We start from the raw sequence: 24,639 nt of genomic DNA on the forward strand, positions 1-24,639 counted from the left end.
CGTCCCCGACGACAATCATCGGGACCCGGGCATGGTCTCGCGGGGTCTCCGGGGCCCGGGGGCCGGCCCCCGGCCGTAGGGAGTGATCTTGTTGGAGTGGTCCGAGTTCGCCCGGCGGCTGGGACGTGAGCTGGCGGGGCTCGAGCGCGACACGATCCTCATCGTGCGCGAGCGGGAGGAGAGCCGTCACTACGTCCAGGCCATGCGCGAGCCCGACCGGCTCTACGCCGAGGCCGTGAGCAACAACTTCCTCGACGGGCCGCTGCTGCTCACGGTGGCCGACGAGGAGGTCATGAGCGACGCGGGCTGGCGCCCGCCCGCCGACCCCGCGCCGCGCAACTGGTGGACGGAGCTGCCCGAGGCCGGCGCCCCCGGCGGGATGCTCGGCGTGACGGACGGCGACTACTCGCGGCTGGCCGACGTGATGGTCACGGCCCTGCGCGACGTCCAGGGCGTCCGGCGCCCGTCCGACCTGGTGTACGAATCGTTCCATCGGCACGGGACCGGGCTCATCGAACTCGTCGGGTTCGGTATCGACGTCGCCGACCCGTCCAGGGTGAGCAAGCGGCGCGCCGCGTCCGGCGGGGTCCTGCCCGAGGCCGGCGTGCAGCCGGCCGGTCCTCCCCCGGCGGGGACGCCGATGCCGCTGCCGACGGACGGGCTGCCGGGTGCGGAGGCCGACCTGCTGGAGCCCCGTCTGGCCGAGGCCAAGGCGAACGGTGACAACACCACCTACTTCAGGCTGCTGGAGAGCGCCGACCTCGTGCTCCCCGCGACCGCCTCCGCCGTGGAGGACCCCGACCGCGCCGAGTTCCCCACCATCGCCATCGGCGGCGACACCCACGTCACCGTGTTCACCTCGCCGGGCGCCCTCGCGCGCACCGGCGACCGCCACCCCGGGCTGTACCGGCGCACCACGTTCGCGCGGCTGGCCTCCGGCTGGCCGGATCCAGCGTGGCGCGTGGCGATCAACTGGGGGCTGCCCAGCGAGGTGCTGCTCGACTCGTCAGCCCTCGTCCGGCTGAGCGGCGGCCCGGAGGAGCCTCCTGCGGCGGCAGGGCCGGAGGAGGCGTCCAATCCGTACGGGAGGGTCGATCCCAACGCGCTCTCCGGGCCGAACCCCGTCGCCGGGGGCACGGCCCCAGGGCTGAACGGCTCGGCCCCGGAGGTGAACGGCTCCGTTCCCAGTCTGAACGGTTCCGTCCCCGACCTGCCCGGTGCGGACGGCCGGCACGACTCCTACGACGACTCGCACACGGCGATCGACCCGTACACGGTGGACGACCTGCGGGCGGCACTGGCGGCGGGCACGGCCGAGCCCGAGGCGCGCGAACCGGCACCGGCCGCCGCGCCTCCCCTCGGCGCACCGACCGACAAGCCCGCGGACAGGCCGTCCGACAAGCCCGCGGACATCCCCGCGGACAGGCCGTCCGACGACCGGGCACCGGACGCTCAGCCGCCCGCGGAGCAGCGGCCCCAGGACCAGCCGCGCAGCGATCCGCCGCCGGCGCCCCGGCCTGCCCCCGAGCAGCCCGTGCAGTCCGCTCAGCCCGCTCAACCCGCGAACCGGGCGCCGAACACGCCTTCCTCCCCCGAGAGGCGGCCTGCGGGCGCCCCCATGCGGCTGCCCCACGGCACCCGGCTCTGGCGGACGTCCAGTGACGGTGACGAGACACCGCTCGCGGTGTACGACGCCATAGGCGGCGTCTGGACTCAGGTAAGGGCCGACGCCGTTCCGGCACCCTGGACCGAGTGACTCACCGTTCGGCTACCGTCGAGTACGGCATCCTCGCCCCGCGGACGTGAAAGTGGATCCCGAGTGGACTGGAACGACTTCGCCAAACGGCTGACGCTGGAGCTTTCACGGCTGCCGGTCAAGTCGTTCCTCATCGTGCAGGGGCCGAGCGGGCTGCCCTACGTGCAGGCGATGCGCTCCGAGGGCGTGCTGGACGCGGAGGCCGTCGGCAGTGCGTTCCTGCCCCGCCCGCTGGCCCCGCGGCAGGAGCGGCGCCTCAGCGCGCTCGGCTGGGAGTCCCCGGCCGGGGAGGAGCGCAAGAACTGGTGGGACCGCCACACCTGGCGCGACCGCGGCGGCCGCGCCTCGGCCGAGCACGTGGAGGCGTGCGCGCTCCTGGCCGGGCAGATGGTGGCCGCCTTCCGCGACGTGTACGGCATCGAGTCCCCGCTCGAGCTGGTCTACCAGGCGAGCAAGGCCGGGCCGGAGGGCGGGCCGCTGGCACTGCCCGGCCTCGGCATCCCGCTGGCCGTCCCCGAGGACGAGGCCCGGCGGGCCGCGTCCGCCGCCCGTGCCGCGCGGCCGTCCGGTTCCGCCCTGGAGGACGCCCTCACCGACGCCAGGGAACGCGGCGACCAGCACGGCTACCTGGAGCTCCTCGCGCGCGCGACCCTCTACCTGCCCGCGCCGGGTGAGCCGGGCGCGGGCGAGCACCAGTTCGCCACGGCCCAGTTCGGGGACGGCACGTTCGTGCTGGCGTTCACCTCGCCCGGCGCCATGGACCGCTCCCTGCAGGGCCAGGCCGTCCACCACCGCGAGGCGACGCTGGCCGAGCTCGCCCGCCGCTGGCCGCATCCCGAGTGGCAGCTGGCCGTGAACCCCGGCCTGCCCAGTGCCTGCTACCTGGACGCCAAGGCGCTTCTCGAGCCGGAGGAGCCGCGCAGGCCCGCCGCCCCGACGCCGCCGGCGCCCACGGACGTCCACGTCGCGGGGCCGTCGTCCCGCCGCCGGGCCCGCGACGCCGCGCCGTCCGGCACCGACACCCGCACCGACATCCGTCCCCTGCGGCCGCAGACCGCCAAGCCGCCGCAGAGCCCCGAACCGGCGCGGAGCCGTCCGCAGGCACCGGCGGCGTCCGCCGTGCCGCCAGAGGCGCCCACAGGCCCGCCCCGCGCCGGTGTCCCGCCACGGCCGCCCGTCCGCGCGGCCCGGCCTCCGGCCCCCGCCGCACCGCCTCCGACCCCCACCGCACCGACTCCGGCCCCCGCCGCGCCGGCCCCGGCGGCCGCTCCGACGGCGGCCCCTCCGCCGCCGCCCGCCCCGCCGGCGCCCCCGGCTCCGCGTCCTCCGGCGCCCGCGCACCCCCCGCGCCCCGCGGCGGCCGCCCCACCGCCGCCTCCGCCCGCCGCACCGGTACCGCCGGCGCGGGAAACGCCGCCACGGGAAACGCCGCCTCGGGAAACGCCGAGCGATCCGCATGGCCTCCCGGTCGCGCCGCTCTACGGCCAGGGCAAGGGCCGTCGGGACAAACCCGCCCCCAAGCAAAAGCCCACCCCTGAGCGGGAAGAGACCCCTGCCGCAGCACAGAGCGGCGATGACGCGCGCCGCGACGCTCCGTCCCAAGTGGTGGTGATGCAGAAGGTGGTGCGGCCCGAGCATGTGCAGCACTACCTGGAGGGCGGCTACGACCTTGTCGCCGGTTACGTCCACCGCCTGCAGGACGTGCGGGAGATCCGGTCCCCCGCCGCGATGATCCGGGCGCTCGGGCTGGTGTACGAGGGGTCGCCCTTCACGCACGCGGACGAGCAGGTCTTCGTGATCCGGTGGCCGGCGGTGCGGCCGGCGCTGTTCCGGCGCCCGCTGGGCGGGATCGACGAGTGGAGCATGGGCATCATCCCGGGCGGCTGGGTGATCGAGCGGGCGCCGTTCCCCGGGTCGGGGTACGCGCCGGGCGAGGGCCCGGCCATCCCGGAGTTCAAGATCGAGAGCCAGCGGCTCCCGCACGGCGCCGGGCTGTACCGGCTCGACGCGCGCGGGGCCGAGACGCTGGTCGCGGGGTACGACGCCGATCTGCGCAGGTGGCTGGTGAAGCTGCCGGGAGGACGGGGATGAGCATCCGGCACGGGTTCTACGCGGGCTGGCGCGGCGGCGAGTACGAGGCCAGCCCCGACGGCGAGCAGGTGCGGCTGTACGCCGCCCGGCACGCGGACGGCTTCCGCCAGGTCTCGCCGGACCGGTTCGTCCAGGTGGTGCCCCTGGCGGATGTCGACCGCCTGCAGTACGTGACCACGCACTGCACGTGGCGCGGTGAACCCTTCGTGGTGCTAGGCGAGCATGAGGGCTGGCTCCGGGTGGAGTACTGCGGCGGTAAGGCTCCCGTGGCGGAGGGCCTCGGCCTGGAGCTGTTCGACCGCGGCGTGTACCAGGCGTGGGCGTCCAGGCACGAGGTCGAGGACCTGCACGAGGAGACCGCCTGAGCCCCGGGGCGGGTGCGCTCGGTCAGTGACGCGGGATCGGTGGTAGGTCTTTGGACATGGCGGTCATCGACATCAACGCCGACCTCGGCGAGGGGTTCGGCATCTGGGAGCTGGGCGACGACCTGGCGCTGCTCGACGTGATCACGAGTGCGAACGTGGCGTGCGGGTTCCATGCGGGCGATCCGCTGATCATGCGGCGGGTGTGCGCCGCCGCCGTGGCGCGCGGGGTGAGGATCGGCGCGCAGGTGTCGTACCGGGATCTGGCCGGTTTCGGGCGCCGCGAGATGGACGTGGCCGCGCCCGAACTGACCGCCGAGGTGCTGTACCAGATCGCCGCCTTGGACGGCATCGCGCGCGCGGAAGGCGGGCGTGTGGCCTACGTGAAGCCCCACGGAGCGCTCTACAACCGCGTCAGCCGCGACCCCGTGCAGGCGGGTGCGGTGGCGGAGGCCGTCCGGGCCTACGACCCGTCGCTGCCGCTGCTGACCCTCCCCGGCTCTGCGGTGCACGGGGTCGCCGACGGGCTGACCGTGGTCGCGGAGTGCTTCGCCGACCGCGCCTACACACCGTCCGGCGGGCTGGTGTCGCGCCGTGAGCCGGGTGCCGTCGTCCATGAGGAGGAGGCGGTCGTGCAGCGCGCGGTCAGGATGGCCGTGGACGGCACCGTCGTCGCGGTCGACGGCAGTGAGGTCTCCCTCAAGGCCCGTTCCATCTGCGTGCACGGTGACACACCGGGGGCGGTGTCCCTCGCACGGTCCGTCCGGTCGGCGCTGTCCGGCGCGGGCGTCGCGCTGGAGCCGTTCGCGTGAAGGTGCTGCGGGCGGGTGACGCGGCCCTGCTCGTGGAGACCGGCGACCTGGCCACGGCCCACCGCCTCAACGCCGCCCTCCGGGACGACCCGCCGCCGGGCGTCGTGGACGTCGTTCCCGGCGAGCAGACCGTCCTCGTGGTCACCGCCCCCTCGGCCGACCTGGAACGCCTCGCCGCACGCCTCCCGCGACTGCCGCTGCCCGACGACGTGGAGGGCGGCGCCGCACCGGTGGAGATCCCCGTGGTCTACGACGGCGAGGACCTCGACGAGGTCGCCCGCCTCACCGGGCTGTCGCGCGAGGAGGTCGTCCGGCGGCATTCCGGGGGCGCCTACACGGTCGCCTACCTCGGCTTCTCGCCCGGCTTCGGCTACCTGACGGGCCTCGACCCGGCGCTGCACGTGGCGCGCCGCGAGTCGCCGCGGACGGCGGTCCCCGCCGGGTCGGTGGCGATCGCGGGGCCGTACGCGGCGGTCTACCCGTCCCGGTCGCCGGGCGGGTGGCGGCTGCTCGGGCGCAGCGGGCTGCGGCTGTGGGACGTCACGCGCGACCCGCCCTCGCTGCTCCGGCCGGGCACGCGCGTCCGCTTCGTCCCCGAGGAGCGTTCTTGACCGAGCCCGAGGAGCGCTCTTGATCGAGGTCGTGCGGCCCGGTCCGCTGGCGACCGTGCAGGATCTCGGCCGTCCTGGCCGCGCCCACCTCGGCGTCCCGCGGTCCGGGGCGGCCGACGAGCGCGCGCTGCGGCTCGCAAACCGGCTCGTCGGCAATCCCGAGGGGGCGGCGGGCGTCGAACTGACCTTCGGCGGTGCGGCACTGCGCTTCCACAGGCGCGCCTGGATCGCGGTAGCGGGCGCCCCTGCACCCGTCCTTGTCGGCGACCGCGCCCATGGGACGAACGCACCGTGCTTCGTCCCGGACGGGGGAACCGTTGAGATCGGCCCGCCTTCGTCCGGGCTCCGCAGCTATCTCGCCGTGCGTGGTGGTGTCGTGGTCGATCGGGTCCTTGGGAGCCGGTCGACCGACCTTCTGTCCGGCCTGGGCCCGGCCCCGCTTTCGCCGGGCGACCAACTACCGGTCGGCCCCGCCGAGGGTCTCTCCGACATCGGCGTGGACGTCGCTCCCGCACCGGCCATGCCGGACACACCCGTGCTCCGGGTATCGCCCGGCCCGCGCGACGACTGGTTCACCGATGACGCACTGGCCACGCTCACGTCCACGCCCTACACGGTGTCGCCCGACAGCAACCGCGTGGGGGTCCGGTTGGACGGCCGTCCCCTCGTCCGCGCGCGCGACGGCGAACTGGGCAGCGAGGGGATGGTCACGGGGGCGGTCCAGGTGCCGCCCAGCGGGCTGCCCATCATCTTCCTGGCCGACCATCCGCCCACCGGCGGCTACCCGGTGATCGCGGTGCTCGCCTCGGACGCCGTGCCGGACGCGGCTCAACTCCGTCCGGGCCAGCAGGTCCGCTTCCGCCGCTAGGCCGCCTCCGGGCCGAAAACCAAGGGTCAGGTCAGCGGGGCCGGGGCGGACCAGTCCAGGTGGGAGACGTCGTTGAAGCCGCGTACGGACGCCAGGTCGCCGATGCGCACCAGCAGGGAGATCGACGCGTTGTCGGGGGCGAGGAACGCGAACGGGCGGGCGCCGGTCGCGGCGGCGAGCGCCTGCGCGATCACGCCGCCGTGGGTGAACACCGCGATCCGGCCGCCGGCGTGCGCCGCCGCGAGCCGGGTGAGGCTCTCCTCGACGCGCGCCGCGAAGCCGGCGGCGGATTCCGCGCCGGGGATGACGTCCCAGCGCTCCTCGGCGAACATGCGCTGCGCCACCGGGTCGTTCTGGGCGACCTTCTGGCGGAACAGGCCGCCCTCCCACTCCCCGAGGTAGACCTCGCGCAGGCCCGCCTCGACGCGCGGCTCCAGGCCGAGGCGGCGCGCCAGGGGCGCCGCGGTCTCCGCCGTGCGGCGCAGTGACGTCACGTAGAGGGCGTCGAGCTTCTCCTCCGCGAGGCGGTCGCCGACGCGCTCGGCCTGCTCACGCCCTTCGGGTGCCAGTTCGGGGTCGGCGTGGCCGTCCACGAGCGGGAACGACCGGTCGACGCGTGCCGGCGCCGACGCACCGTGCCTGACCAGAAGAATCTCGGTCGCGCCGTCCGGCGCCTTGTACCGCGTCTGCCGGTACTCGACCGGCTCCTCCCGCTCGTCCACGTTCGGCACCCTAGACGATCGTCGCAGCGCACCCCGCGCCCGGCCCCGTCAGGAGACCAGCGGACCCACGCGGTCGATCTCCTCCTTGAGCGGCCCAGGCGGGACGTCCTCGAACGCCGTCACGGCCACGTCGCCGTCCCGCACCTCCCAGACGCCCGCCACGCGTCCCCCGTGCAGAACCACCGGGGAGATCCAGCCGGCCGTGCGGCTCACCTTGCCGCGATGCTCGGCAGGGACGAGGTACGTCGCCCCTGTCCCCGCCCCTAGGACGTACTGGTCGAACGCACCCAGCAGCCGGACCGACGTGGTGGGCTCGGTGGCGAGCAGTTCGTCGCGGTGCTCCGCCAGTACGTACATCTGGACGCCGTCCACCTCCACCGTGGACAGGCCGTCTTCCGCTGCCGCGAACCAGCTCTTGACGTCCTTCTTGCGGCTCGCCTTGCGCATCAGCCAGTTGTCGAACATGTCCGGGGTGGCGGGCCCGTGCGCGGCGAGGTAGGCGTGGACGACGGTCCGGGCGGCTTCGTCCAACGGCGGAAGGCCCGTCCAGCCGGGCAGCCACCTCTCCGGTGCGGTGAACGTGACGCGCGTGCCCTGCGCCGGGCCGTGGCACAGCACGCCCCACCACGCCAAGGGTTTGAGCAGTACACCCCAGCCCGACCCCAGTACCTCGGCGAGATGCCGTGAACCGGTCTTCTCGACAACGACTTGGGTGAGTTCCTCCCGTGTCAGCACCTCACCGCCGCCCAGCGCGGCGGTGGCCGCCTCTGCGAGAGCCTCCAGGTCGGCGGGCGTGGCACCGAAAGTCTTCTGCCAACTGGGCTTCTCCCAATGGCGGGTAGTGGAGCACAACGCGAGGTAGGCGGCGGCCACATCGGCGGGCAGGAGATGCAGGGTGCCGCGCATGGCCCACGTCTTGACGAGCGTCCGCTCCTCCAGGAGGGCCTTGGCCACAGCTCCTCGTTCAGGGTTCCGCTGTCGCACCGCGACAGCGAGTTCCGCAGCCGACGCCACCTGCGCCTGCACGCCCGCAAGCCGACGCGCGACGTCCACCGCCGACGCCTCGCCCTGGGGCTCGATGTACTGCCGCCGCATCCGCCAGGCGAGAACCTGCGCCCACGTCACCGCTGTCATGCCCCGATTACATCGCAGGCCGCGGACACAATCGTCCGCCCACCTCAGGCCAGCCGGTGGGCGAGGTCGGCGAACGCGCTGCGCACGTCGCCCGGCGTCAGGAGCGTGAGGTCGTCGGCGGTGGCGCGGTCGCCGAGCTCCGCCGCCCGCAGCGCCCGGCACGCGCACGCCTTCTCGTAGATGGAGCGGGCGAAGCGCCCGTTGCCGAACTCGTCGATCCGGCCCGTGCCGCAGACGCGCTGGAAGACGAGGGCGAGGTCGTCCAGGGCGCCGTCGTCCCAGCGGTCGCCGCCCTGGTCGGCGACGAGCTGGGCGATACGGAGCAGCTCGTCCGGCCCGTAGGAGGGGAACTCCACGCGCACGTCGAACCGCGAGGCGAGCCCCGGGTTGGACGCGAGGAACCGGTCCATGTCGGCGTCGTAGCCGGCGAGGACGACGACGAGCCGGTCGCGGTCGTCCTCGGCGCGCTTGAGCAGGGTCTGCACGGCCTCCGCGCCGAACGCGTCGCCGCCGCCGTAGCCCGGGTTGCTCAGCGCGTACGCCTCGTCGACGAACAGGACCCCGCCGAGCGCCGAGTCGACGACCTTGTTCGTCTTGAGCGCCGTGGCGCCGAGGTGCTCGCCGACGAGGTCGGCGCGCTGGGCCTCGACCACCTCGGGGCGGGCGAGGAGCCCGGCGGCGGCGAAGATGCGGCCGAGCACGCGCGCGACGGTGGTCTTGCCGGTCCCGGGCGGGCCGGTGAAGACGAAGTGGCGGGTCGGCGGGCGGGTGAGGAGGCCCTGCTCCTGCCGCATCCGGGCCACCTGGAGCTGGGCGGCGATCTCCCGGACCTGCCGCTTCACCGGTTCGAGCCCGATCATCGCGTCGAGGGAGCCGAGCGCCTCGTCCAGCGTGGGCGTCTCGGCGTAGCCGCGGTACCGCTCGGTGACCTCGGCGAACGCGGTCTCGACGTCCTCGGCGCGCAGGGTGACCAGGTCGTCGGCGCTGGGCTGGGCGGGCCCGCCGGACGCGGAGGCCGCGTCGACCACGCGGACGTCCCGCGCGCGCGCCGCCGCCTCCGTCAGCGACCGGACGAACCGCCCGTTGCCCAGTTCGTCGATGATGCCGCGCCGCTCGACCTCCTCGAAGCGCGCGGCGAGCCGCCGCCGGGCCTCCGGGTCGAGCCGGTCCTCGCGGAGCCCGGTGTGGTAGCCGGCGATCTGCAGCAGCTCGGACGGCCGGTAGGACGGGAAGTGCACGCGCGTGCCGAAGCGCGAGGCCAGGCCGGGGTTGGAGTCGAGGAACTCGGCCATCTGCGCGTCGTATCCGGCGAGGATGACGACGAGGTTGTCGCGGTCGTCCTCGGCCCGCTTGAGGAGCGTCTGGACGGCCTCGTCGCCGAACCGGTCGGGCTGCCCCTCGGCGGAGTTGACCAGCCCGTACGCCTCGTCGATGAACAGGACGCCGCCCAGGGCGGAGTCGACGAGCCGGTTGGTCTTGAGCGCCGTGGCGCCGAGGAACTCGCCGACGAGGTCGGCGCGCTGGGCCTCGACCAGGGCGGGCTCGGGCAGCAGCCCGAACGCGTAGAAGATCTTGGCGAGGACGCGCGCGACGGTCGTCTTGCCCGTGCCCGGCGGGCCGACGAAGACGAAGTGCCGCATGGGCTTCTCGGTGGGGACGCCCGCGGCGGCCCGCAGATGCGCCGCCTCGATGGACGCGGCGATGGAGCGGACCTGCCGCTTGACCGGCTCCAGCCCGATCATGTTCTCCAGCTCGGCGAGCGCGTCGGCGACGGAGATGTCCGGCGCGGCGTCCGTGCGGCGCTCCGGCGGCGGCTGCCGCTGCGGGGCCGGCGCGGCCTCGGCGGCTTGTGCGGCGGCCTGTGCGGCCGCCTGCGCGGCTTCGGCGGGGTCGTCGGCCGGAGCGCGCCGGTCGGGCTTGCTCGGGCGGTCCTTCTTGTCGGACCTGTCGAGCTTGTCGGGCTTGTCAGGCTTGTCCGGCGCGGACGAAGTGGGCGGGTTCTTGCGCGGGGCCGGCGGCATCGCGTCGCCCTCCGAGCCCGCCTGTTCCTGCACCCAGCCGGTCTCGTACGCCTCGGCGGGCACCGTGCGGCGGGCCCGGTCCCAGCGGTAGGCCAGGACGGCCAGGGCGGCGGCCCAGCCGGGCGCCGCGCTCGCCTCCGGCAGCGGCTGGGCGACCGCCGCCGTCACCGCCCCTGCGGCGGCCAGGGTGAGCAGGGTCGTGCGCCAGGGCGTGTATCCGCGCAGGCGGAACGCGACCACCGCGACGGGGACGGCGAGCACCGCCAGAAGCAGCGTGGGGCTCAGATAGGACGGGTGCTCACCGTCCGGATAGAGCCTGCCCAAGGGCACCAACAGCGCGAGCCAGGACGCGATGACCGCGACGACAGCCATGCCCGTAGGCGAACGCAGCGTCAGGTGGACGACGACCAGCAGGACGATCGCGCCCACCGCCACGCCCAGGACCGGCCCCTTCAGCAGGACGGTGCCCGCCAGGACCATCGCCATCAGCAGCAGCCCGCCCAGGAACCGCAGTCCGGGGGTGACCTGGAAGTAGCGCACTCGCAGGCGCTCGAAAAGATCCCGCGCCGCGGCGTCCTTCGCCGGGCGGGAGCGGGACCTGCCGAACAAAGCCATCAAGAGCGAGTAAAGCGCAGGACCGCCCGGAACGGGACTCCCCGTGCGGGGAACGTTGGCTCTCGTACGGTCTGCCTGGGCGCGGCCAGACGCGCCTCGATCCCGAGACCAGGACATTTGTACTGTCCAAAAAGTGCAGGTCGAATTCTTCAGCCGACACCGGCCGAATACGTAACGTCCCAGGGCGCGCCTACCGCAGAACCCGCCGCGACAGCGCTGCCATGATGAGGCCCATGCGGATCCTGCGCACGCCAGACGAACGCTTCACGCACCTCCCCGACTTTCCTTATGGACCCCGCTACGCGGACGTCCCGGCCCAGGACGGTGACGGAACCCTGCGGATGGCCTACGTCGAGGCAGGCCCGTCCGACGGTCCCGTGGTGCTGTGCCTGCACGGTGAGCCGAGCTGGTCGTTCCTCTACCGCCGCGTCATGCGGGTCTTGGCGGACGCAGGGCTGCGCGTGGTCGTGCCCGACCTGGTCGGTTTCGGCCGCTCCGACAAGCCCGCCGAGATGACCGACCACACCTACGCCCGGCATATCGAGTGGACGCGCGCGCTGGTGTTCGACGCCCTCGGCCTCCGGGACGTGACCCTCGTCGGGCAGGACTGGGGCGGCCTCATCGGCCTGCGCCTGGTGACCGCCCACCAGGACCGCTTCTCCCGAGTCGTCGTCGCCAACACCGGGCTCCCCACGGGCGACTTCCCGATGCCGGAGACATGGCTGAAATTCCGGCAATCCGTCCGCACCGCACCCGAATTCGACATCGCCCGCAACATCGCCGCCGGCTGCCGCACCGCGCTGGCCGACGACGTACGCGCCGCCTACGACGCGCCGTTCCCGGACGAGTCGTACAAGGCGGGACCGCGCGCCATGCCCGCCCTCGTCCCGGCCGAGCCAGACGACCCTGAGGCGCAGCCAAACCGCGACGCGTGGGACGTCCTGCGCGCGTGGGACAAGCCGTTCCTGGTGGCCTTCAGCGACAAGGACCCCATCACCGGGGCGATGGCGCCGCTGTTCAAGCAGCTGGTTCCGGGCGCGCGGGGCGTCGAGCACCCTACGATCGACGGCGCGGGCCACTTCCTCCAGGAGGACGACGGGGAACGGCTCGGCCACGCGATCGCGGCGTTCATGCGTTCCTGAGGAGCCTCCTTGACCGACCCCACCGGCGCCCTGCCCGGATTCGACCCCGCCCCCGGCGGCGGCCCGCGCGGGATCCCGCGCGTCGCGGGCTACGAGATCGAGGACGAGCTCTGCGCCGCGCCGTCCGGCAAGGACGGGCCGCTCACGATCGCTGGTGTGGACGAGGTCGGACGCGGGGCCTGGGCGGGCCCCGTCGTGGTGTGCGCCGCCATCACCGACCTGAGCCCGCCGCCGGTCGTGCCGGGCCGCGGCAAGAAGACCATCGCGCTGACCGACTCGAAGCTGCTCACCGGGGCGCACCGCGAGTCGTTCGCCGGACTCCTGCCGGGCTGGCTCAAGGGACACGCGATCGGCGCGTCGCCTCCCGAGGAGATCGACGAGGTCGGCATGACCGAGGCGCTGCGGCGCGCCGCCGTCCGCGCGCTGGAGTCGCTGCCGGTCCGGCCCGACGTCATCCTCCTCGACGGCAAGCACGACTTCCTGGGACGCCCCTGGCGGGTCCGGTGCGAGGTCAAGGCCGACCAAAGGTCGGTGACGGTCGCGGCTGCATCCGTCCTGGCGAAGGTCCACCGTGACCGGCTGATGGCAGAGCTGGACGGCGAGTTCCCCGGTTACGGGTTCGCCGACAGTGCGGGATACCCGTCACCCGTCCATCAGAAGGCGCTGGAGGAGCACGGCCCCACACCGCACCACCGGATGTCGTGGTCGTACCTGGACGACCTCCCGCGCTGGCGGCATCTGAAGAAGCACCGTGACCCGCTCGCGGGGGAAGGCCAGCTCAGCCTTTTGTGACGCCTGTACGCACCCCTGCACGGGCACCGTCCAGGAGTCAGACCCGTCCGGCCGGGTAAGCGCCATCCACGGGAGGTACATGCCATGGATGCCGTTGTGAAGAACCTGCTGCACGAGTCCGGCCGGACGTTCGCCGACGAGGCGGGCATCACGCTGAAGGACCAGCCGGCCGCGCTGTTCAAGCTGCTCGTCCTGGCCAACCTGCTGAGCGCGCGCATCTCGTCCGAGATCGCGGTCTCCGCCGCCCGCGAACTGTTCGCGGCCGGCGGCGGAACCGCCCGCGGGATGGCCCGGCTGTCGTGGCAGGACCGGGTGGACGCGCTCGGACGCGGCCACTACGTCCGCTACGACGAGAGCACCGCGTCCCGCCTCGGCGACACCGCCGACCTGGTCCAGGACAAGTACAAGGGCGATCTGCGGCGCCTCGCCATCGAGGCCGAGCGCGACCCCGAGAAGGCCGCCGACCTGCTCCAGGAGTTCCCGGGGGTCGGCCCGACGGGCGTGGACATCTTCTGCCGCGAGGCCCAGGCCATCTGGCCGTGGCTGCGCCCCCACATCGACGACCAGGTGAAGAAGGGCGCCGAACGGATCGGGCTGCCCACCGACCCCGGCGAGCTCGCCGACAAGGTCACCGACAAGGACCTGGCCCGTTTCACCGCCGCCCTGGTACGCGTCGCCCACGACAAGAAGCTCGCGGACCACGTCAAGGCCGCGTGAGGGGCGGTCAGAGGCGCACGATGACCTCGTCCACCGGCTTGCGGGTGATGTCGGGCACCATCGCGTCGTCCGCCGGGTAGCCGACGGGGATCACGACGTACGCGCGCTCCTCCAGCGGGCGCTCGCACACCTCGTTCAAGAACCGCATGGGGCTCGGCGTATGCGTGAGGGTCGCCAGCCCCGCCTGGTGGAGCCCGGCCAAGAGGAAACCCACCGCGATGCCGACGGACTCTTTCACGTAGTACGGGCGGGGCGTGTCCGGGCCCTTGTGCACTTCGAAGACGACGATGACCGCCGGCGCGTCCTCCAGGAACGGTTTGCGCCAGTCGGTGCCCAGCGGGGCCAGCGCGTCCAGCCACTCCTGGGAGGCGCGCCGCTCGTAGAACTCGCGCTCCTCCCGCTCGGCCGCCTCCCTGAGCCGCTTCTTGCGCTCGGCGTCGGTGATGACGACGAACCGCCACGGCTGCAGGTTCGCGCCGCTCGGCGCCGTCGCCGCGGCACGGATCGCGTGCTCGACGACGTCCGGCGGCACCGGGCGCGCGGAGAAGTCCCGCACCGTGCGGCGCAGCGCCATGGTGTCGGCGAACGCCTCGGCGCGCCGCGCCGCCTCCACCGCCGGGACGTCGAAGCGGGGTGCGGGGACGACCGGATAGGGCTGAGTGCTCATGTGATCGTTCCTACCGCCGCCGGCGGGCCCGGCACAATCGGCAGCATCAGCCAACGTTCCGGGCCCGTTCCGACCACATGCGCTCCCCGCAGGGGGATGAGCTCGGTGTCCTTGTGGGGGGACGACCCCCCACACCCCCCGAAAAGAGCGACTGACCGGCGTCTTCCGCTCCGCTGGAGCTCCGCTCCAGCCGCCGGTCAGTCCTTACCGCGTGACGCCACCCACTCAAGGTTCCAGGCGTAGGCCTGGTCGACGGCCATCTTGCCCCAGCGCGGGCGGCCGGGCGGCGGCAGGATGAAGCGTCCCTCGCGGCGGACGACCAGCTCGCCGTTGACGTTCTCGATGAGCGCCAGGACGGCGTCGCGGGAGGCGTCCACGCAGTCGTCCATCCGCATGTCGATCGGCGGGGCGCCCACCGGGAACAGCGTGGCGATGGCGTCCAGGCCGCGGAAGTCGTCGGCGCCGTCGTAGATCTCGGCGAACACCAGGATGCGCTTGAAGTCCTTGGTGTGGTCGAGGTTGATGTGGAGGTTCTCGCCCGACTCGATGGCGCCGGTGCGGTCGTCCTTGTCGAGCTTGATGAACGGCGCGCGCTCCAGAGCGCCCATGTCGCCGATCGCGTGGATGATGCCCTTGCGGCCGTCCTGCAGCTCCCAGAGGCAGCACAGGTCGAGGTCGAGGTCGACGCCGCGGCGGCGCTTTCCCAGGCGTCCCTTGGCGACGCCCTCACGAGCGGTCCAGTTGAGGTTGACGCGCATGTGGCCGCCGGTAGCACCGTGCTTGGTGAGCGACACCGACGGCGCGTTCTTCGTCAGGGAGATCTTGCCGCCCTGCTGCTGCGGCGCCGCCCCGGCAGGCGGGGGCGGAGGCGCGTACTGGCCGGGCGGAGGCGGCGCGTACTGGCCTCCCGGCGGAGGCGGGGGCGCGTACTGGCCCGGGGCAGGTGGAGGCGGAGGCGGCGCGTACTGCCCAGGAGGCGGGGGTGGCGCGTACTGCCCGGGAGGGGGCGGCGTGTACTGGCCACCGGGCGGCGGAGGCGGGACGTACTGGCCGCCGGGCGGGGGCGGCGGGGGCGCGTACTGCGGCTGCGCCGGTGCCTGCGGCTGGGCAGGCTGGGGCGGGGCCGGGGGCGGGGGCGCCGCCTGGCCGGGGTCGTCGACCGAGATGCCGTAGTCGGTGGCCAGGCCGCCGAGACCCGAGTCGTAGCCCTGGCCGACCGCGCGGAACTTCCACGCGCCCTGCCGCCGGTACAGCTCGCCGAGGACGAACGCCGTCTCCGAGGTCGCGCCCTGGCTGTCGAACCGGGCGACCTCCGCGCCGCCCGCCGCGTCCACGACGCGCACGTACAGGCCCTGGAACTGGCCGAACGTGCCGCCGTCGGAGGACGCCGCGATGACGATCTTGTCGATGGCGGGCTCGACCCGGTTCAGGTCGACCGACAGGACGTCCAGCACCGTCGGGCCCTGCTGCTTGCCGTCGTGCCGGACGGCGCCGGAGGCGTGCGACGGCTGGTTGTAGAACACGAAGTCGTCATCGGAGCGGACGCGGCCGCTCTCGGTCACCAGAAGCGCCGACGCGTCCGCGTCCGGCACGCCGGGACCGGCCTGCCAGCCCAGCTCGACCCGCACCGCGGGGACGGGCACCGCGGTGTTGGCACCCTTCTGCATCGACATGAACGCTCCTCATCATCGGCCGACGGTGACCAACCTATGGCGTGCCGCATCAGCCCCGCGACCTGCCCTGAGAGGAGGACGCACGGCGAGGCCCCCAGGTTCCGCCCGACGCGTACCGCGTCAGGGCACGCGCGCCGTCCACTCGGGGGTGGCGAACTTGTCGGTGACGTACTTGCGGGCCAGCCGCATCTCGTCCTCGCCGACCCGGTCGTCGGACAGCCCGTACCGGCCCCGGAAGTGCGCGATCATGCGGTCGATGATCTCCTCGCGGGGCAGGCCGGTCTGCCGCCGCAGCGGGTCCACCCGCTTCACCGCGCTGGCGATGCCCTTGTCGGACACCTTCTCCCGGCCGATCCGCAGCACCCGCAGCATCTTCTCGGCGTCGATGTCGTAGGCCATCGTCACGTGGTGCAGTACCGCGCCGGACACGAGCCGCTTCTGCGCCGCGCCGGCGATCTTGCCGTTGTCGGACGTGATGTCGTTCAGCGGCTGGTACCAGGCCTTGATGCCGAGTTCGCCGAGCGCGCCCAGCACCCAGTCGTCCAGGAAGGCGTAGCTCTCCGCGAACGACATGCCCGCCACCAGCGTCTCCGGCGCGTACACCGAGTAGGTGATGGTGTTGCCGGGCTCGATGAACATCGCGCCGCCGCCGCTGATGCGGCGCACCACGTCCACCCCGTGTTCCCGCGCCGCCTCCGCGTCGACCTCGTTGCGCAGCGACTGGAAGCTGCCGATGACCACGGCGGGCGACGCCCACTCCCACACCCGCAGCGTCGGCGGGCGGCGGCCCGCGCCGACCTCCTCGGCGAGCACCTGGTCGATCGCCATGTGCAGGGCGGGCTCCTGCGGCGGTTCGTGGATCAGCCGCCAGTCGTGGTCGCGCCAGTCGGACGCCCGCGCCACCGCGCGCCGCACCGCGATGCCCACGGCCTCCGCGGTGAGGCCCAGCATCACCGTGTCGCGCGGAAGCCCCGCCTGGACGCGGACACCGATCGCCCTGGCGTCCAGCCCGGCGGGCAGCCCGTCCAGGACGTCGTTTATCGCGTCCAGGGCCTCGTCCGGTTCGAGGAAGAAATCGCCGCTGATCCTGGGGGCGCGCAGAAGCCCGTCAACGACATCGACATCGGCGACCACGAGCTTGCCGCCGGGGACCTTGTACTCACCGTGCATCACATAGAGGAGAACCCGGTGCACTGGTACCCCATTCCATAGGTTCGACCGCGCGGGGCATAGGGCATCGTTAAGGGACGCTTTGCGGGGAGGGGACGGTTCCGGTGAGCAATCTCGATGTCCGGCCTAAGCCGGTGCAGACCGGTGGGCGCGACGAGGTGACGGCGCGGCCCGTGCACGAGCTGCTGCCGCCGAGGCGGGTTCCGCTGGGCGAGAGCACGGTCGTCCGCCGGCTGCTGCCCAGCCTGGGGCGGCGCATGGTGGGCGCGTGGTGCTTCGTCGACCACTATGGGCCGGACGACATCACCGACGAGCCCGGCATGCAGGTGCCGCCGCACCCGCACATCGGGCTGCAGACGGTGAGCTGGCTCCACGGCGGTGAGGTACTGCACCGCGACAGCCTCGGCAGCCTGCAGACGGTCCGTCCGAAGCAGCTCGGCCTGATGACGGCCGGCCGGGCCATCGCGCACTCGGAGGAGTCCCCGCGCGCGCACTCGCCGATCCTGCACGGCGCTCAGCTGTGGGTCGCGCTACCGGACGGGCACCGGCACACCGACCCCACGTGGGAGTACCACGCCGACCTCCCCGAGGTGACCGCGCCCGGTTTCACGGCCAGGGTCCTGCTGGGCGAACTCGACGGCGCCGCCTCCCCCGGAACGACGTTCACCCCCATCATGGGCGCGGACATCACCCTGGACGACGGCGCCGACGTGCGCATACCGGTCGACCCGGACTTCGAGTACGCGGCGCTCACCATGTCCGGCCGGCTCGACGTCGACAGCGAGCGGCTGGAGCCCGGGTCCATGCTCTACCTCGGTTGCGGGCGCCGCGAGCTGCGGGTCCGCGCCGACGAGGCGGGCTCGTTCGTGCTGCTCGGCGGCGAGCCGTTCGAGGAGAAGCTCGTGATGTGGTGGAACTTCGTCGCGCGCGCCGGCGAGGAGATCGCCCGGGCGCGGGAGGACTGGATGACCGGCGACCGGTTCGGCACGGTCGAGGGCTACCACGGCGACCGGCTGCCGGCCCCCGCCATGCCCCCGACCCGCCTGAAGCCGCGCGGCCGCACCCGCTGAGCGGCCCCGGCCGCTCCAACGGGCCCGGCCGCTCCGCGCGCTACCCGAACTCCGGCTCGTGCCGGACGGGGAAGTTGACCGAGTTCGCGATGAAGCACAGCTCATGGGCGCGCTCGTGCAGCTCGGCGGCCCGTCCGGCCTGCCCGGGGTCGGCCAGGACCGCCCGGGGACGCAGGACGACCTCGGTGAACCGTCCACCGCCGTCCTGCGTCTCGGTCATCGTGCCGTGCGGACGGTCCTCGTAGGCGGTCACCACGAGCTTCTCCACGGCGCACAGGTGGAGGAACCACAGCATGTGGCACTGCGCGAGAGAGGCGACGAGCAGTTCCTCCGGGTTCCACTGCGACGGGTCCCCCCGGAAGGCGGGGTCGGCACTCCCCGGGAGCGGCGGCTTGCCCTCCGCCTGGACGTCGTGTGCCCGCTCGTAGGCGCGGTACGAACTCGTCCCGGACCCGGTGTTGCCCGTCCACGTCACCGACACCTCGTACTCGTGGCTCTTCATCCCGGCCTCCCGCTCCATCGGATCCGCGTCCTGCCCGTGATCGTCTCACCTGCACCGTTCGCGATATCTCGCGGCATGCCGTCATACTCTGCGGCAAACCGGGCCCATCCCCGTGTCTAAGGAGTCGACGGCATGCGCACTCGGCCGCTCTACGACGTCGTGGCAGCCCTCGCGCGGCTCGGCGTGGGCATCGTGTTCATGGCGCACGGCTGGCAGAAGATCGAAGCGGGCATCACCGCGACCGGCCGCACGTTCGACGGCCTCGGCGTGCCGCTGCCCACCGCCGCCGCCGTGTACTCCGCGTTCGTCGAGCTCCTCGGCGGGGCCGCGCTGATCGTCGGGCTGGGCCTGCCGGTCACCGGCGCCCTGCTGTTCCTCGACATGGCGGGCGCGTTCCTCTTCGTCCACGCCGACCAGGGCCTGTTCATGGTGGACGAGGGCGCCGTCCGGAACGGCTACGAACTCGTCCTCGCCCTCGGCATGGCCGGCCTGCTGTTCGCCGCGGGCGGCGGCGGCCGCCTCACCCTCGACCAGTGGATCATCGGCAGGCGCCTGCGCGGCGCCGCCTCCGACGAGGCCGAGGACGACGCCGCGAGCTTCGTGGAATCGCTGCGCGAGGCCGAACTGAAGCCCCCGAAGAAGCCCCGCCGCGCCCCGAAGCCCCGCGCCTCCGAGCCGCCCGCCGCGCCCTCGTCCGCGCCCGGGACGCCCGCGCCGGAGCCCGCGGCGCCCCAGGACAAGCCGGCCGACGACCCCGCCGACGACGTCCTGGTGGCGGGCCGCCGCAAGGCGTCCCACCGCCGCCGCGCCTCGACGACCCAGCCGATCAAGCCCGCGGGCGACGACAAGACGTCCCCCTGACCTGAGCCGGGCTCCCCCGCTTCTCCTCGGTCAGCCGCCACGTCACATCGCACCCTGGAGGCCCTGCCGCCAGCTCGGGTGCGCCGGGTGCCAGCCCAGTTCGCGCTTGGCCTTGGCGTTGGACGCTCCGCGCAGTTCGGTCATGAGCACGACGCCGGCCTCCCCCGCGGCCAGCCGCCCGATGAACCGCGGTACGCGCATCGGCTTCTTGGCGCCCAGCATCGCCGCCAGTTCCGGCAGCCATTCGGCGACCGGGGCGGGGTCGTCGTCGACGATGTTGTAGACACCGCCGCCGCCGTTCTCCACCGCCGCGACCGTGGCCTCGGCGGCGTCGGCGATGTGCACGAACGACCACACCCCGGCGCCGTCGCCGACGACCGGGAACTTGCGCTTGCGGATCATCTCGAACTGATCGGAGCCCGGCGCCATGGAGGTGCCGGGGCCGTAGAAGGCGCCGTAGCGCAACACGATCCCCTCGGTCCAGTCGGCAGCCAGCACGGCCCTCTCCAGGTGCCCGACCGCGGCGATCATCGGGGCCATCCGGCTGACCGGTGACGGGTCCAGCCGGTCTTCTTCGCTCTTCACCGGCCCGCCCGTCCGGGCATAGGTGAACGCACCGTTGCTCGCCGCCACGAACCGCCGCACGCCTGCCGCGCGCCCCGCCGCGAGGAGGTTGTCGGTGCCCTCGATCCGCAGCCGGTCGGTGGCGGCGAAACTGCGATCGAAATGGCGGGTGTCGACGTGCCCGATGGCGGTCAGCTGATGCACGATCACATCGGGCCTCGCCTGGCGCACGGCCGCCTCGACCCGGCCGCGATCGAGCGCGTCGGCGACGACCGGCACCGCGCCCAGCTCCGACAGCCCGGCCTTGCTCGACTCGTTCCTCGTCATGGCGAAGACCTCGTGCCCCGCACCGATCAGACGCGGCACCAACTGCTTGCCCATCGCTCCGGTCGCTCCTGCCACCAGCACTCTCATGTCAGCTCCCTTGCTCTCCGGTTCGGGTTCGTCCCTTGAACCGGATGGGCCGCCGATCGCTGACAGGAGTCAGTTGTGGCGTGCGTCACACCATGAGCAGAGGCTCCCCGTGGTCGGCCGCCGCCCATTGCTCGGTCGCGCGTTCGAGCTTGTCGGGGTTCGCCTGGGTTCGGCAGGCGATGATGCCCTCGGTTGTTACCTCCAGGCACATGACGGCGACGACCCGGCCTTCCACGACGCCCACGACGGCGGGTTCGCCATTGGCTGTCCAGGCGTACAACTCGGACGAGCCGCCGACGATGGCGCGCTTGGCCTCGGCGGGCTTGAAGAGGCCGCGCACGAACGTCGCGACCGCGGCGGCTCCCTCGAACGCCTTGGCGCGTGCCGGGACCTTCCCCCCGCCGTCGCCGATGGCGATGGAGTCCTTGGTGAGCAGGCGTACAAGCTCACCGGTCCGGCCGCTGGTCGCGGCCGCGAGGAACTCCTCGACGATCCGATGGGCGGCGGCCTCGTCGATCTCCCTGCGGGCCTTGCCGTCCGCGACGTGCTTCTTGGCCCGGTGAAGGATCTGCTGGCTGGCGGCCTCGGTGATGTCGAGGATCTGGGCGATCTCCCGGTGCGGGTAGTCGAAGGCCTCCCGCAGCACGTAGACGGCCCGTTCGTTGGGAGACAGGCGCTCCATGAGGGTGAGGACCGCGTAGGACACCGATTCGCGCTGCTCGGCGGTGTCGGCCGGGCCGAGCATCAGGTCGCCCGCGAGCAGCGGCTCGGGGAGCCATTGCCCCACGTAGGTCTCGCGGCGCGCCCGCGCGGAGGCGAGCTGGTTGAGGCACAGGTTGGTGAGTACCTTCGTCAGCCAGGCCTCGGGAACCTCGACGCGGTCGACATCGGCGGCCTGCCAGCGCAAGAACGTCTCCTGGACGACGTCCTGCGCCTCGTCCGCGGAGCCGAGGAGGCGGTAGGCGATGGCCTCCAGCCGAGGCCTCGCCAGTTCGAACCGGTCGACGTCATCCACCGTCAAGGGCATGCGCTGATCGTAGTCTTCGCACCAACGTGGACACCGGCACAAAGACGACAGAGCAGGCCGAACCCTCACCCTTGCCATGCCGAAAGGGGAACCGGCCCTGGCCGGTTCCCCTTTCGCCTCTACTGGTTCAGCCCGGTGGTCCGGCCGAAGCCGATCGGACCGAGCCGCTCAGCGAACCACAGCCCGCTCGTGTCAGCTGCAGCCGCTGGTGGAGCCGCAGCCTTCGCAGACGTAGCAGCTGCCGGCCGGGCGCATCTTCGTCCCGCAGGTGAGGCAGAGCGGGGCGTCGGCCGTGCGGCCCTGGCGGCTCTCGATCGCCTCGACCGACGAGTGCGCCTCGGCGGCCGGGGCCGGCGCGGCCGGACGGGTGATCGCGGCGGACTGGGCGAGCGACTCGTGGTCGACCTCGTCCTCGGCGTGCAGGGCCGCCGGGTCCTCGCCGTTGGCCTGCATCGCGCGCTCGTCGGCGGTGAAGATGCCGAGGCCCGCGCGCTCCTCGTAGGGGAGGTGGTCCAGCGCCAGGCGGCGGAAGATGTAGTCCATCACCGAGGTCGCCATGCGGATGTCGGGGTCGTCGGTCATCCCGGCCGGCTCGAACCGCATGTTGGTGAACTTCTCCACCCACGTCTCCAGCGGGACGCCGTACTGCAGGCTGATGGAGATCGCCATGGAGAAGGCGTCCATCACGCCGGCGAGCGTGGAGCCCTGCTTGCCGAGCTTGAGGAAGACCTCGCCGACGCCGTCGTCCGGGTAGGACGAGGCCGTCATGTAGCCCTCGGCGCCGGCGACGGAGAACCGGGTGACGGTCGCGGGGCGCTGCTTCGGCAGCCGCCGCCGCACCGGGCGCGGCGCCAGCGCCTCGGCCGGCTCCGCCTTGTCCTTGTCCTTCTTGCCGGCGGCCGACAGCGGCTGGCCGACCTTGCAGTTGTCGCGGTAGATCGCGAGGGCCTTCAGGCCGAGGCGCCAGCCCTCGAAGTACACCTTCTCGATGTCCTCGATGGTGGCCTGCTCCGGCATGTTGACCGTCTTGGAGATCGCGCCGGACAGGAACGGCTGGACGGCCGCCATCATCCGGACGTGCCCCATCGGGCTGATCGCGCGCTCGCCCATCGCGCAGTCGAACACCTCGTAGTGCTCGGGGCGCAGGCCGGGCGCGTCCACCACGTGGCCGTGCTCGGCGATGTACTCGACGATCGCCTCGATCTGCTCCTGCTGGTAGCCGAGCTTCTCCAGGGCGCGCGGCACCGTGTGGTTGACGATCTGCATGGACCCGCCGCCGACGAGCTTCTTGAACTTCATCAGCGCGAGGTCGGGCTCGATGCCGGTGGTGTCGCAGTCCATCATCAGGCCGATCGTGCCGGTCGGCGCGAGGAGGCTGGCCTGGGCGTTGCGGTAGCCGTGCTTCTCGCCGGCCTTCAGGCAGTCCGCCCACTGCTTGGCGGCGGCGGCGTGGATCGCCTTGTCCATCTCGTCCAGCGTGCGGATGCCGTCGTTGGCGGCGGCGTGCTTGCGCATGACGCGCTTGTGCGCCTCGGAGTTGCGGGCGTAGCCGGCGTACGGGCCGACGACGCCGGCGATCTCGGCGGACCGGCGGTAGGCGACGCCCGTCATCAGCGACGTGATCGCCGCGGCGAGGGAGCGGCCGCCCTCGGAGTCGTAGGCGTGCCCGGTCGCCATCAGCAGCGCGCCGAGGTTGGCGTAGCCGATGCCGAGCTGCCGGTAGTCGCGGGTCGTCTCGGCGATCTTCTCGGTCGGGAAGTCGGCGAACGTGATCGAGATGTCCATCGCCGTGATGATCAGCTCGGTGAGCTTCACGAACTTCGCGACGTCGAACGTGCCCGCCTCGGTGAGGAACTTCAGCAGGTTGATGCTGGCGAGGTTGCAGGACGAGTTGTCCAGGCTCATGTACTCCGAGCACGGGTTGGACGCGGTGATGCGGCCCGTCTCGGGGTTGGTGTGCCAGTCGTTGATCGTGTCGTCGTACTGGATGCCGGGGTCGGCGCACTCCCACGCCGCCTTGGCCATCAGCCGGAACAGCTCCTTGGCCCGGACGGTCGAGACGACCTCGCCGGACATCCGGGCGCGCAGCCCGAACTCGCCGCCGGACTCGACGGCCTGCATGAACTCGTCGGAGACGCGGACGGAGTTGTTGGCGTTCTGGTACTGGACGGAGCCGATGTCCTTGCCGCCGAGGTCCATGTCGAACCCGGCGTCCCGCAGCGCGCGGATCTTGTCCTCCTCGCGCGCCTTGGTCTCGATGAACTCCTCGATGTCGGGGTGGTCGACGTCCAGCACGACCATCTTCGCGGCGCGGCGGGTCGCGCCCCCGGACTTGATCGTCCCGGCGGAGGCGTCGGCGCCGCGCATGAAGGAGACGGGGCCGCTGGCGGTGCCGCCGGAGGAGAGCAGCTCCTTGCTGGAGCGGATGCGGGACAGGTTCAGGCCGGCGCCGGAGCCGCCCTTGAAGATGACGCCCTCTTCCTTGTACCAGTCGAGGATGGACTCCATCGTGTCGTCCACCGACAGGATGAAGCACGCGCTCACCTGCTGCGGGGACTTGGTGCCCACGTTGAACCAGACCGGCGAGTTGAAGCTGAAGAGCTGGTGGACCAGCGCGTACTTCAGCTCGTGGTCGAAGACCTCGGCGTCCTCCTCGGAGGCGAAGTAGCCCTCCCGCAGGCCGGTCTCCACATAGCCGCGCACGACCCGGTCGACGAGCTGCTTCAGGCTCCACTCCCGCTGCGGGGTGCCGACCGCGCCGCGGAAGTACTTGGACGTGACGATGTTGACCGCGTTCAGCGACCAGAAGTCGGGGAACTCGACGCCGCGCTGCTCGAAGTTCACCGAGCCGTCGCGCCAGTTGGTCATGACGACGTCACGACGTTCCCAGCGCATCTCGTCGTACGGGTGCACGCCGGGCGTGGTGAAGATGCGCTCGACCTTCAGCCCTTTGCGGCCCCCCTTGCCGCGCCGCGCCGCCGAGCCGCTCACCGTCTCCGTCATGACCTTCCCCCTTCTCGGGCCCTCCCGCCGGACCCTGTTCAGGAA

21 protein-coding genes are annotated in these 24,639 nt (G+C 72.8%); 11 read left to right on the plus strand and 10 right to left on the minus strand.

Going from position 1 to position 24,639, the window contains the following annotated elements:
* The first annotated feature begins 88 nt into the window (after positions 1–88).
* From HUT06_RS44875 to HUT06_RS31140, 6 genes are all read left to right on the plus strand, one after another.
* Positions 89–1,756 (plus strand): SseB family protein, encoded by a 1,668-nt coding sequence (locus tag HUT06_RS44875; RefSeq protein WP_254715477.1) that lies wholly within the window; start codon positions 89–91, stop codon positions 1,754–1,756.
* Positions 1,757–1,819: 63 nt separating this feature from the next.
* Complete coding sequence (locus HUT06_RS31120; protein ID WP_176198959.1) at positions 1,820–3,847, plus strand: SseB family protein; 2,028 nt, start codon at positions 1,820–1,822, stop codon at positions 3,845–3,847.
* Positions 3,844–4,212 (plus strand): hypothetical protein, encoded by a 369-nt coding sequence (locus tag HUT06_RS31125; RefSeq protein ID WP_176198960.1) that lies wholly within the window; start codon positions 3,844–3,846, stop codon positions 4,210–4,212. Before HUT06_RS31120 ends, HUT06_RS31125 begins: the two co-directional genes overlap by 4 nt.
* 56 nt (positions 4,213–4,268) lie before the next feature.
* Entirely contained in the window at positions 4,269–5,021 is a 753-nt protein-coding gene (locus tag HUT06_RS31130) for a LamB/YcsF family protein (RefSeq protein ID WP_176198961.1), read from the plus strand.
* Entirely contained in the window at positions 5,018–5,632 is a 615-nt protein-coding gene (gene pxpB, locus HUT06_RS31135) for a 5-oxoprolinase subunit PxpB (protein WP_176198962.1), read from the plus strand. Before HUT06_RS31130 ends, pxpB begins: the two co-directional genes overlap by 4 nt.
* Positions 5,633–5,651: 19 nt before the next feature.
* Positions 5,652–6,500: a biotin-dependent carboxyltransferase family protein gene (locus HUT06_RS31140; protein ID WP_176198963.1), complete on the plus strand. Its 849-nt coding sequence runs from the start codon at positions 5,652–5,654 to the stop codon at positions 6,498–6,500.
* Positions 6,501–6,526: 26 nt separating this feature from the next.
* On the opposite strand, the gene HUT06_RS31145 is transcribed toward HUT06_RS31140, so the two are convergent.
* From HUT06_RS31145 to HUT06_RS31155, 3 genes are read right to left on the minus strand one after another with little or no spacing between them, the layout of a single operon-like run.
* Positions 6,527–7,222 carry a histidine phosphatase family protein gene (locus HUT06_RS31145; RefSeq protein WP_176198964.1) on the minus strand — a complete coding sequence of 232 codons (696 nt, stop codon included), beginning with the start codon at positions 7,220–7,222 and terminating at the stop codon, positions 6,527–6,529.
* A 48-nt stretch (positions 7,223–7,270) separates the two neighbouring features.
* The gene (locus tag HUT06_RS31150) at positions 7,271–8,356 is read right to left on the minus strand and encodes a winged helix DNA-binding domain-containing protein (RefSeq protein ID WP_176198965.1); all 1,086 of its coding nucleotides are present in this window, start codon (positions 8,354–8,356) and stop codon (positions 7,271–7,273) included.
* A gap of 44 nt (positions 8,357–8,400) precedes the next feature.
* On the minus strand, positions 8,401–10,992 hold the full coding sequence (locus HUT06_RS31155) for an AAA family ATPase (protein ID WP_176198966.1): 2,592 nt from the start codon (positions 10,990–10,992) through the stop codon (positions 8,401–8,403).
* 233 nt (positions 10,993–11,225) lie between these two features.
* On the opposite strand from HUT06_RS31155, the gene HUT06_RS31160 reads away from it, so the two are divergent.
* The 3 genes from HUT06_RS31160 (at position 11,226) to HUT06_RS31170 (ending at position 13,643) form a co-directional block, all read left to right on the plus strand.
* On the plus strand, positions 11,226–12,134 hold the full coding sequence (locus tag HUT06_RS31160) for a haloalkane dehalogenase (RefSeq protein WP_176198967.1): 909 nt from the start codon (positions 11,226–11,228) through the stop codon (positions 12,132–12,134).
* A 96-nt stretch (positions 12,135–12,230) separates the two neighbouring features.
* Positions 12,231–12,926, plus strand: a complete 696-nt coding sequence (locus HUT06_RS31165; RefSeq protein WP_254715815.1) for a ribonuclease HII — start codon at positions 12,231–12,233, stop codon at positions 12,924–12,926.
* An 84-nt stretch (positions 12,927–13,010) separates the two neighbouring features.
* A complete protein-coding gene (locus HUT06_RS31170; protein WP_176198968.1) occupies positions 13,011–13,643 on the plus strand; it encodes an endonuclease in 633 nt (210 codons plus the stop codon).
* A gap of 7 nt (positions 13,644–13,650) precedes the next feature.
* On the opposite strand, the gene HUT06_RS31175 is transcribed toward HUT06_RS31170, so the two are convergent.
* From HUT06_RS31175 to HUT06_RS31185, 3 genes are all read right to left on the minus strand, one after another.
* The gene (locus tag HUT06_RS31175; protein ID WP_176198969.1) at positions 13,651–14,310 is read right to left on the minus strand and encodes a nitroreductase family protein; all 660 of its coding nucleotides are present in this window, start codon (positions 14,308–14,310) and stop codon (positions 13,651–13,653) included.
* A gap of 197 nt (positions 14,311–14,507) precedes the next feature.
* Positions 14,508–15,983 (minus strand): TerD family protein, encoded by a 1,476-nt coding sequence (locus HUT06_RS31180; protein ID WP_176198970.1) that lies wholly within the window; start codon positions 15,981–15,983, stop codon positions 14,508–14,510.
* A gap of 120 nt (positions 15,984–16,103) precedes the next feature.
* The gene (locus HUT06_RS31185) at positions 16,104–17,153 is read right to left on the minus strand and encodes a biotin/lipoate A/B protein ligase family protein (protein ID WP_176198971.1); all 1,050 of its coding nucleotides are present in this window, start codon (positions 17,151–17,153) and stop codon (positions 16,104–16,106) included.
* 104 nt (positions 17,154–17,257) lie between these two features.
* Between HUT06_RS31185 and HUT06_RS31190 the strand changes: the two genes are divergently transcribed.
* Positions 17,258–18,223, plus strand: a complete 966-nt coding sequence (locus HUT06_RS31190; protein WP_176198972.1) for a pirin family protein — start codon at positions 17,258–17,260, stop codon at positions 18,221–18,223.
* 40 nt (positions 18,224–18,263) lie between these two features.
* Here the strand turns inward: HUT06_RS31190 and HUT06_RS31195 are convergent, their stop codons facing one another.
* Positions 18,264–18,725 (minus strand): OsmC family protein, encoded by a 462-nt coding sequence (locus tag HUT06_RS31195; RefSeq protein WP_176198973.1) that lies wholly within the window; start codon positions 18,723–18,725, stop codon positions 18,264–18,266.
* Between the two features lie 132 nt (positions 18,726–18,857).
* On the opposite strand from HUT06_RS31195, the gene HUT06_RS44095 reads away from it, so the two are divergent.
* Positions 18,858–19,586: a DoxX family protein gene (locus HUT06_RS44095; protein WP_217711539.1), complete on the plus strand. Its 729-nt coding sequence runs from the start codon at positions 18,858–18,860 to the stop codon at positions 19,584–19,586.
* Positions 19,587–19,628: 42 nt separating this feature from the next.
* Here HUT06_RS44095 and HUT06_RS31205 read toward each other — a convergent pair whose 3' ends face one another.
* The 3 genes from HUT06_RS31205 to HUT06_RS31215 all read right to left on the minus strand — a co-directional run bounded on the left by HUT06_RS31205 (position 19,629) and on the right by HUT06_RS31215 (position 24,594).
* Positions 19,629–20,564: an NAD(P)-dependent oxidoreductase gene (locus HUT06_RS31205; RefSeq protein WP_176198974.1), complete on the minus strand. Its 936-nt coding sequence runs from the start codon at positions 20,562–20,564 to the stop codon at positions 19,629–19,631.
* Positions 20,565–20,649: 85 nt separating this feature from the next.
* A complete protein-coding gene (gene sigJ / locus HUT06_RS31210; protein WP_176198975.1) occupies positions 20,650–21,591 on the minus strand; it encodes an RNA polymerase sigma factor SigJ in 942 nt (313 codons plus the stop codon).
* Positions 21,592–21,783: 192 nt separating this feature from the next.
* Positions 21,784–24,594 carry a vitamin B12-dependent ribonucleotide reductase gene (locus HUT06_RS31215; protein WP_176198976.1) on the minus strand — a complete coding sequence of 937 codons (2,811 nt, stop codon included), beginning with the start codon at positions 24,592–24,594 and terminating at the stop codon, positions 21,784–21,786.
* Positions 24,595–24,639 lie beyond the last annotated feature (45 nt).

This window comes from Actinomadura sp. NAK00032 (assembly GCF_013364275.1).
In the GTDB taxonomy this organism is placed as follows: domain Bacteria; phylum Actinomycetota; class Actinomycetes; order Streptosporangiales; family Streptosporangiaceae; genus Spirillospora.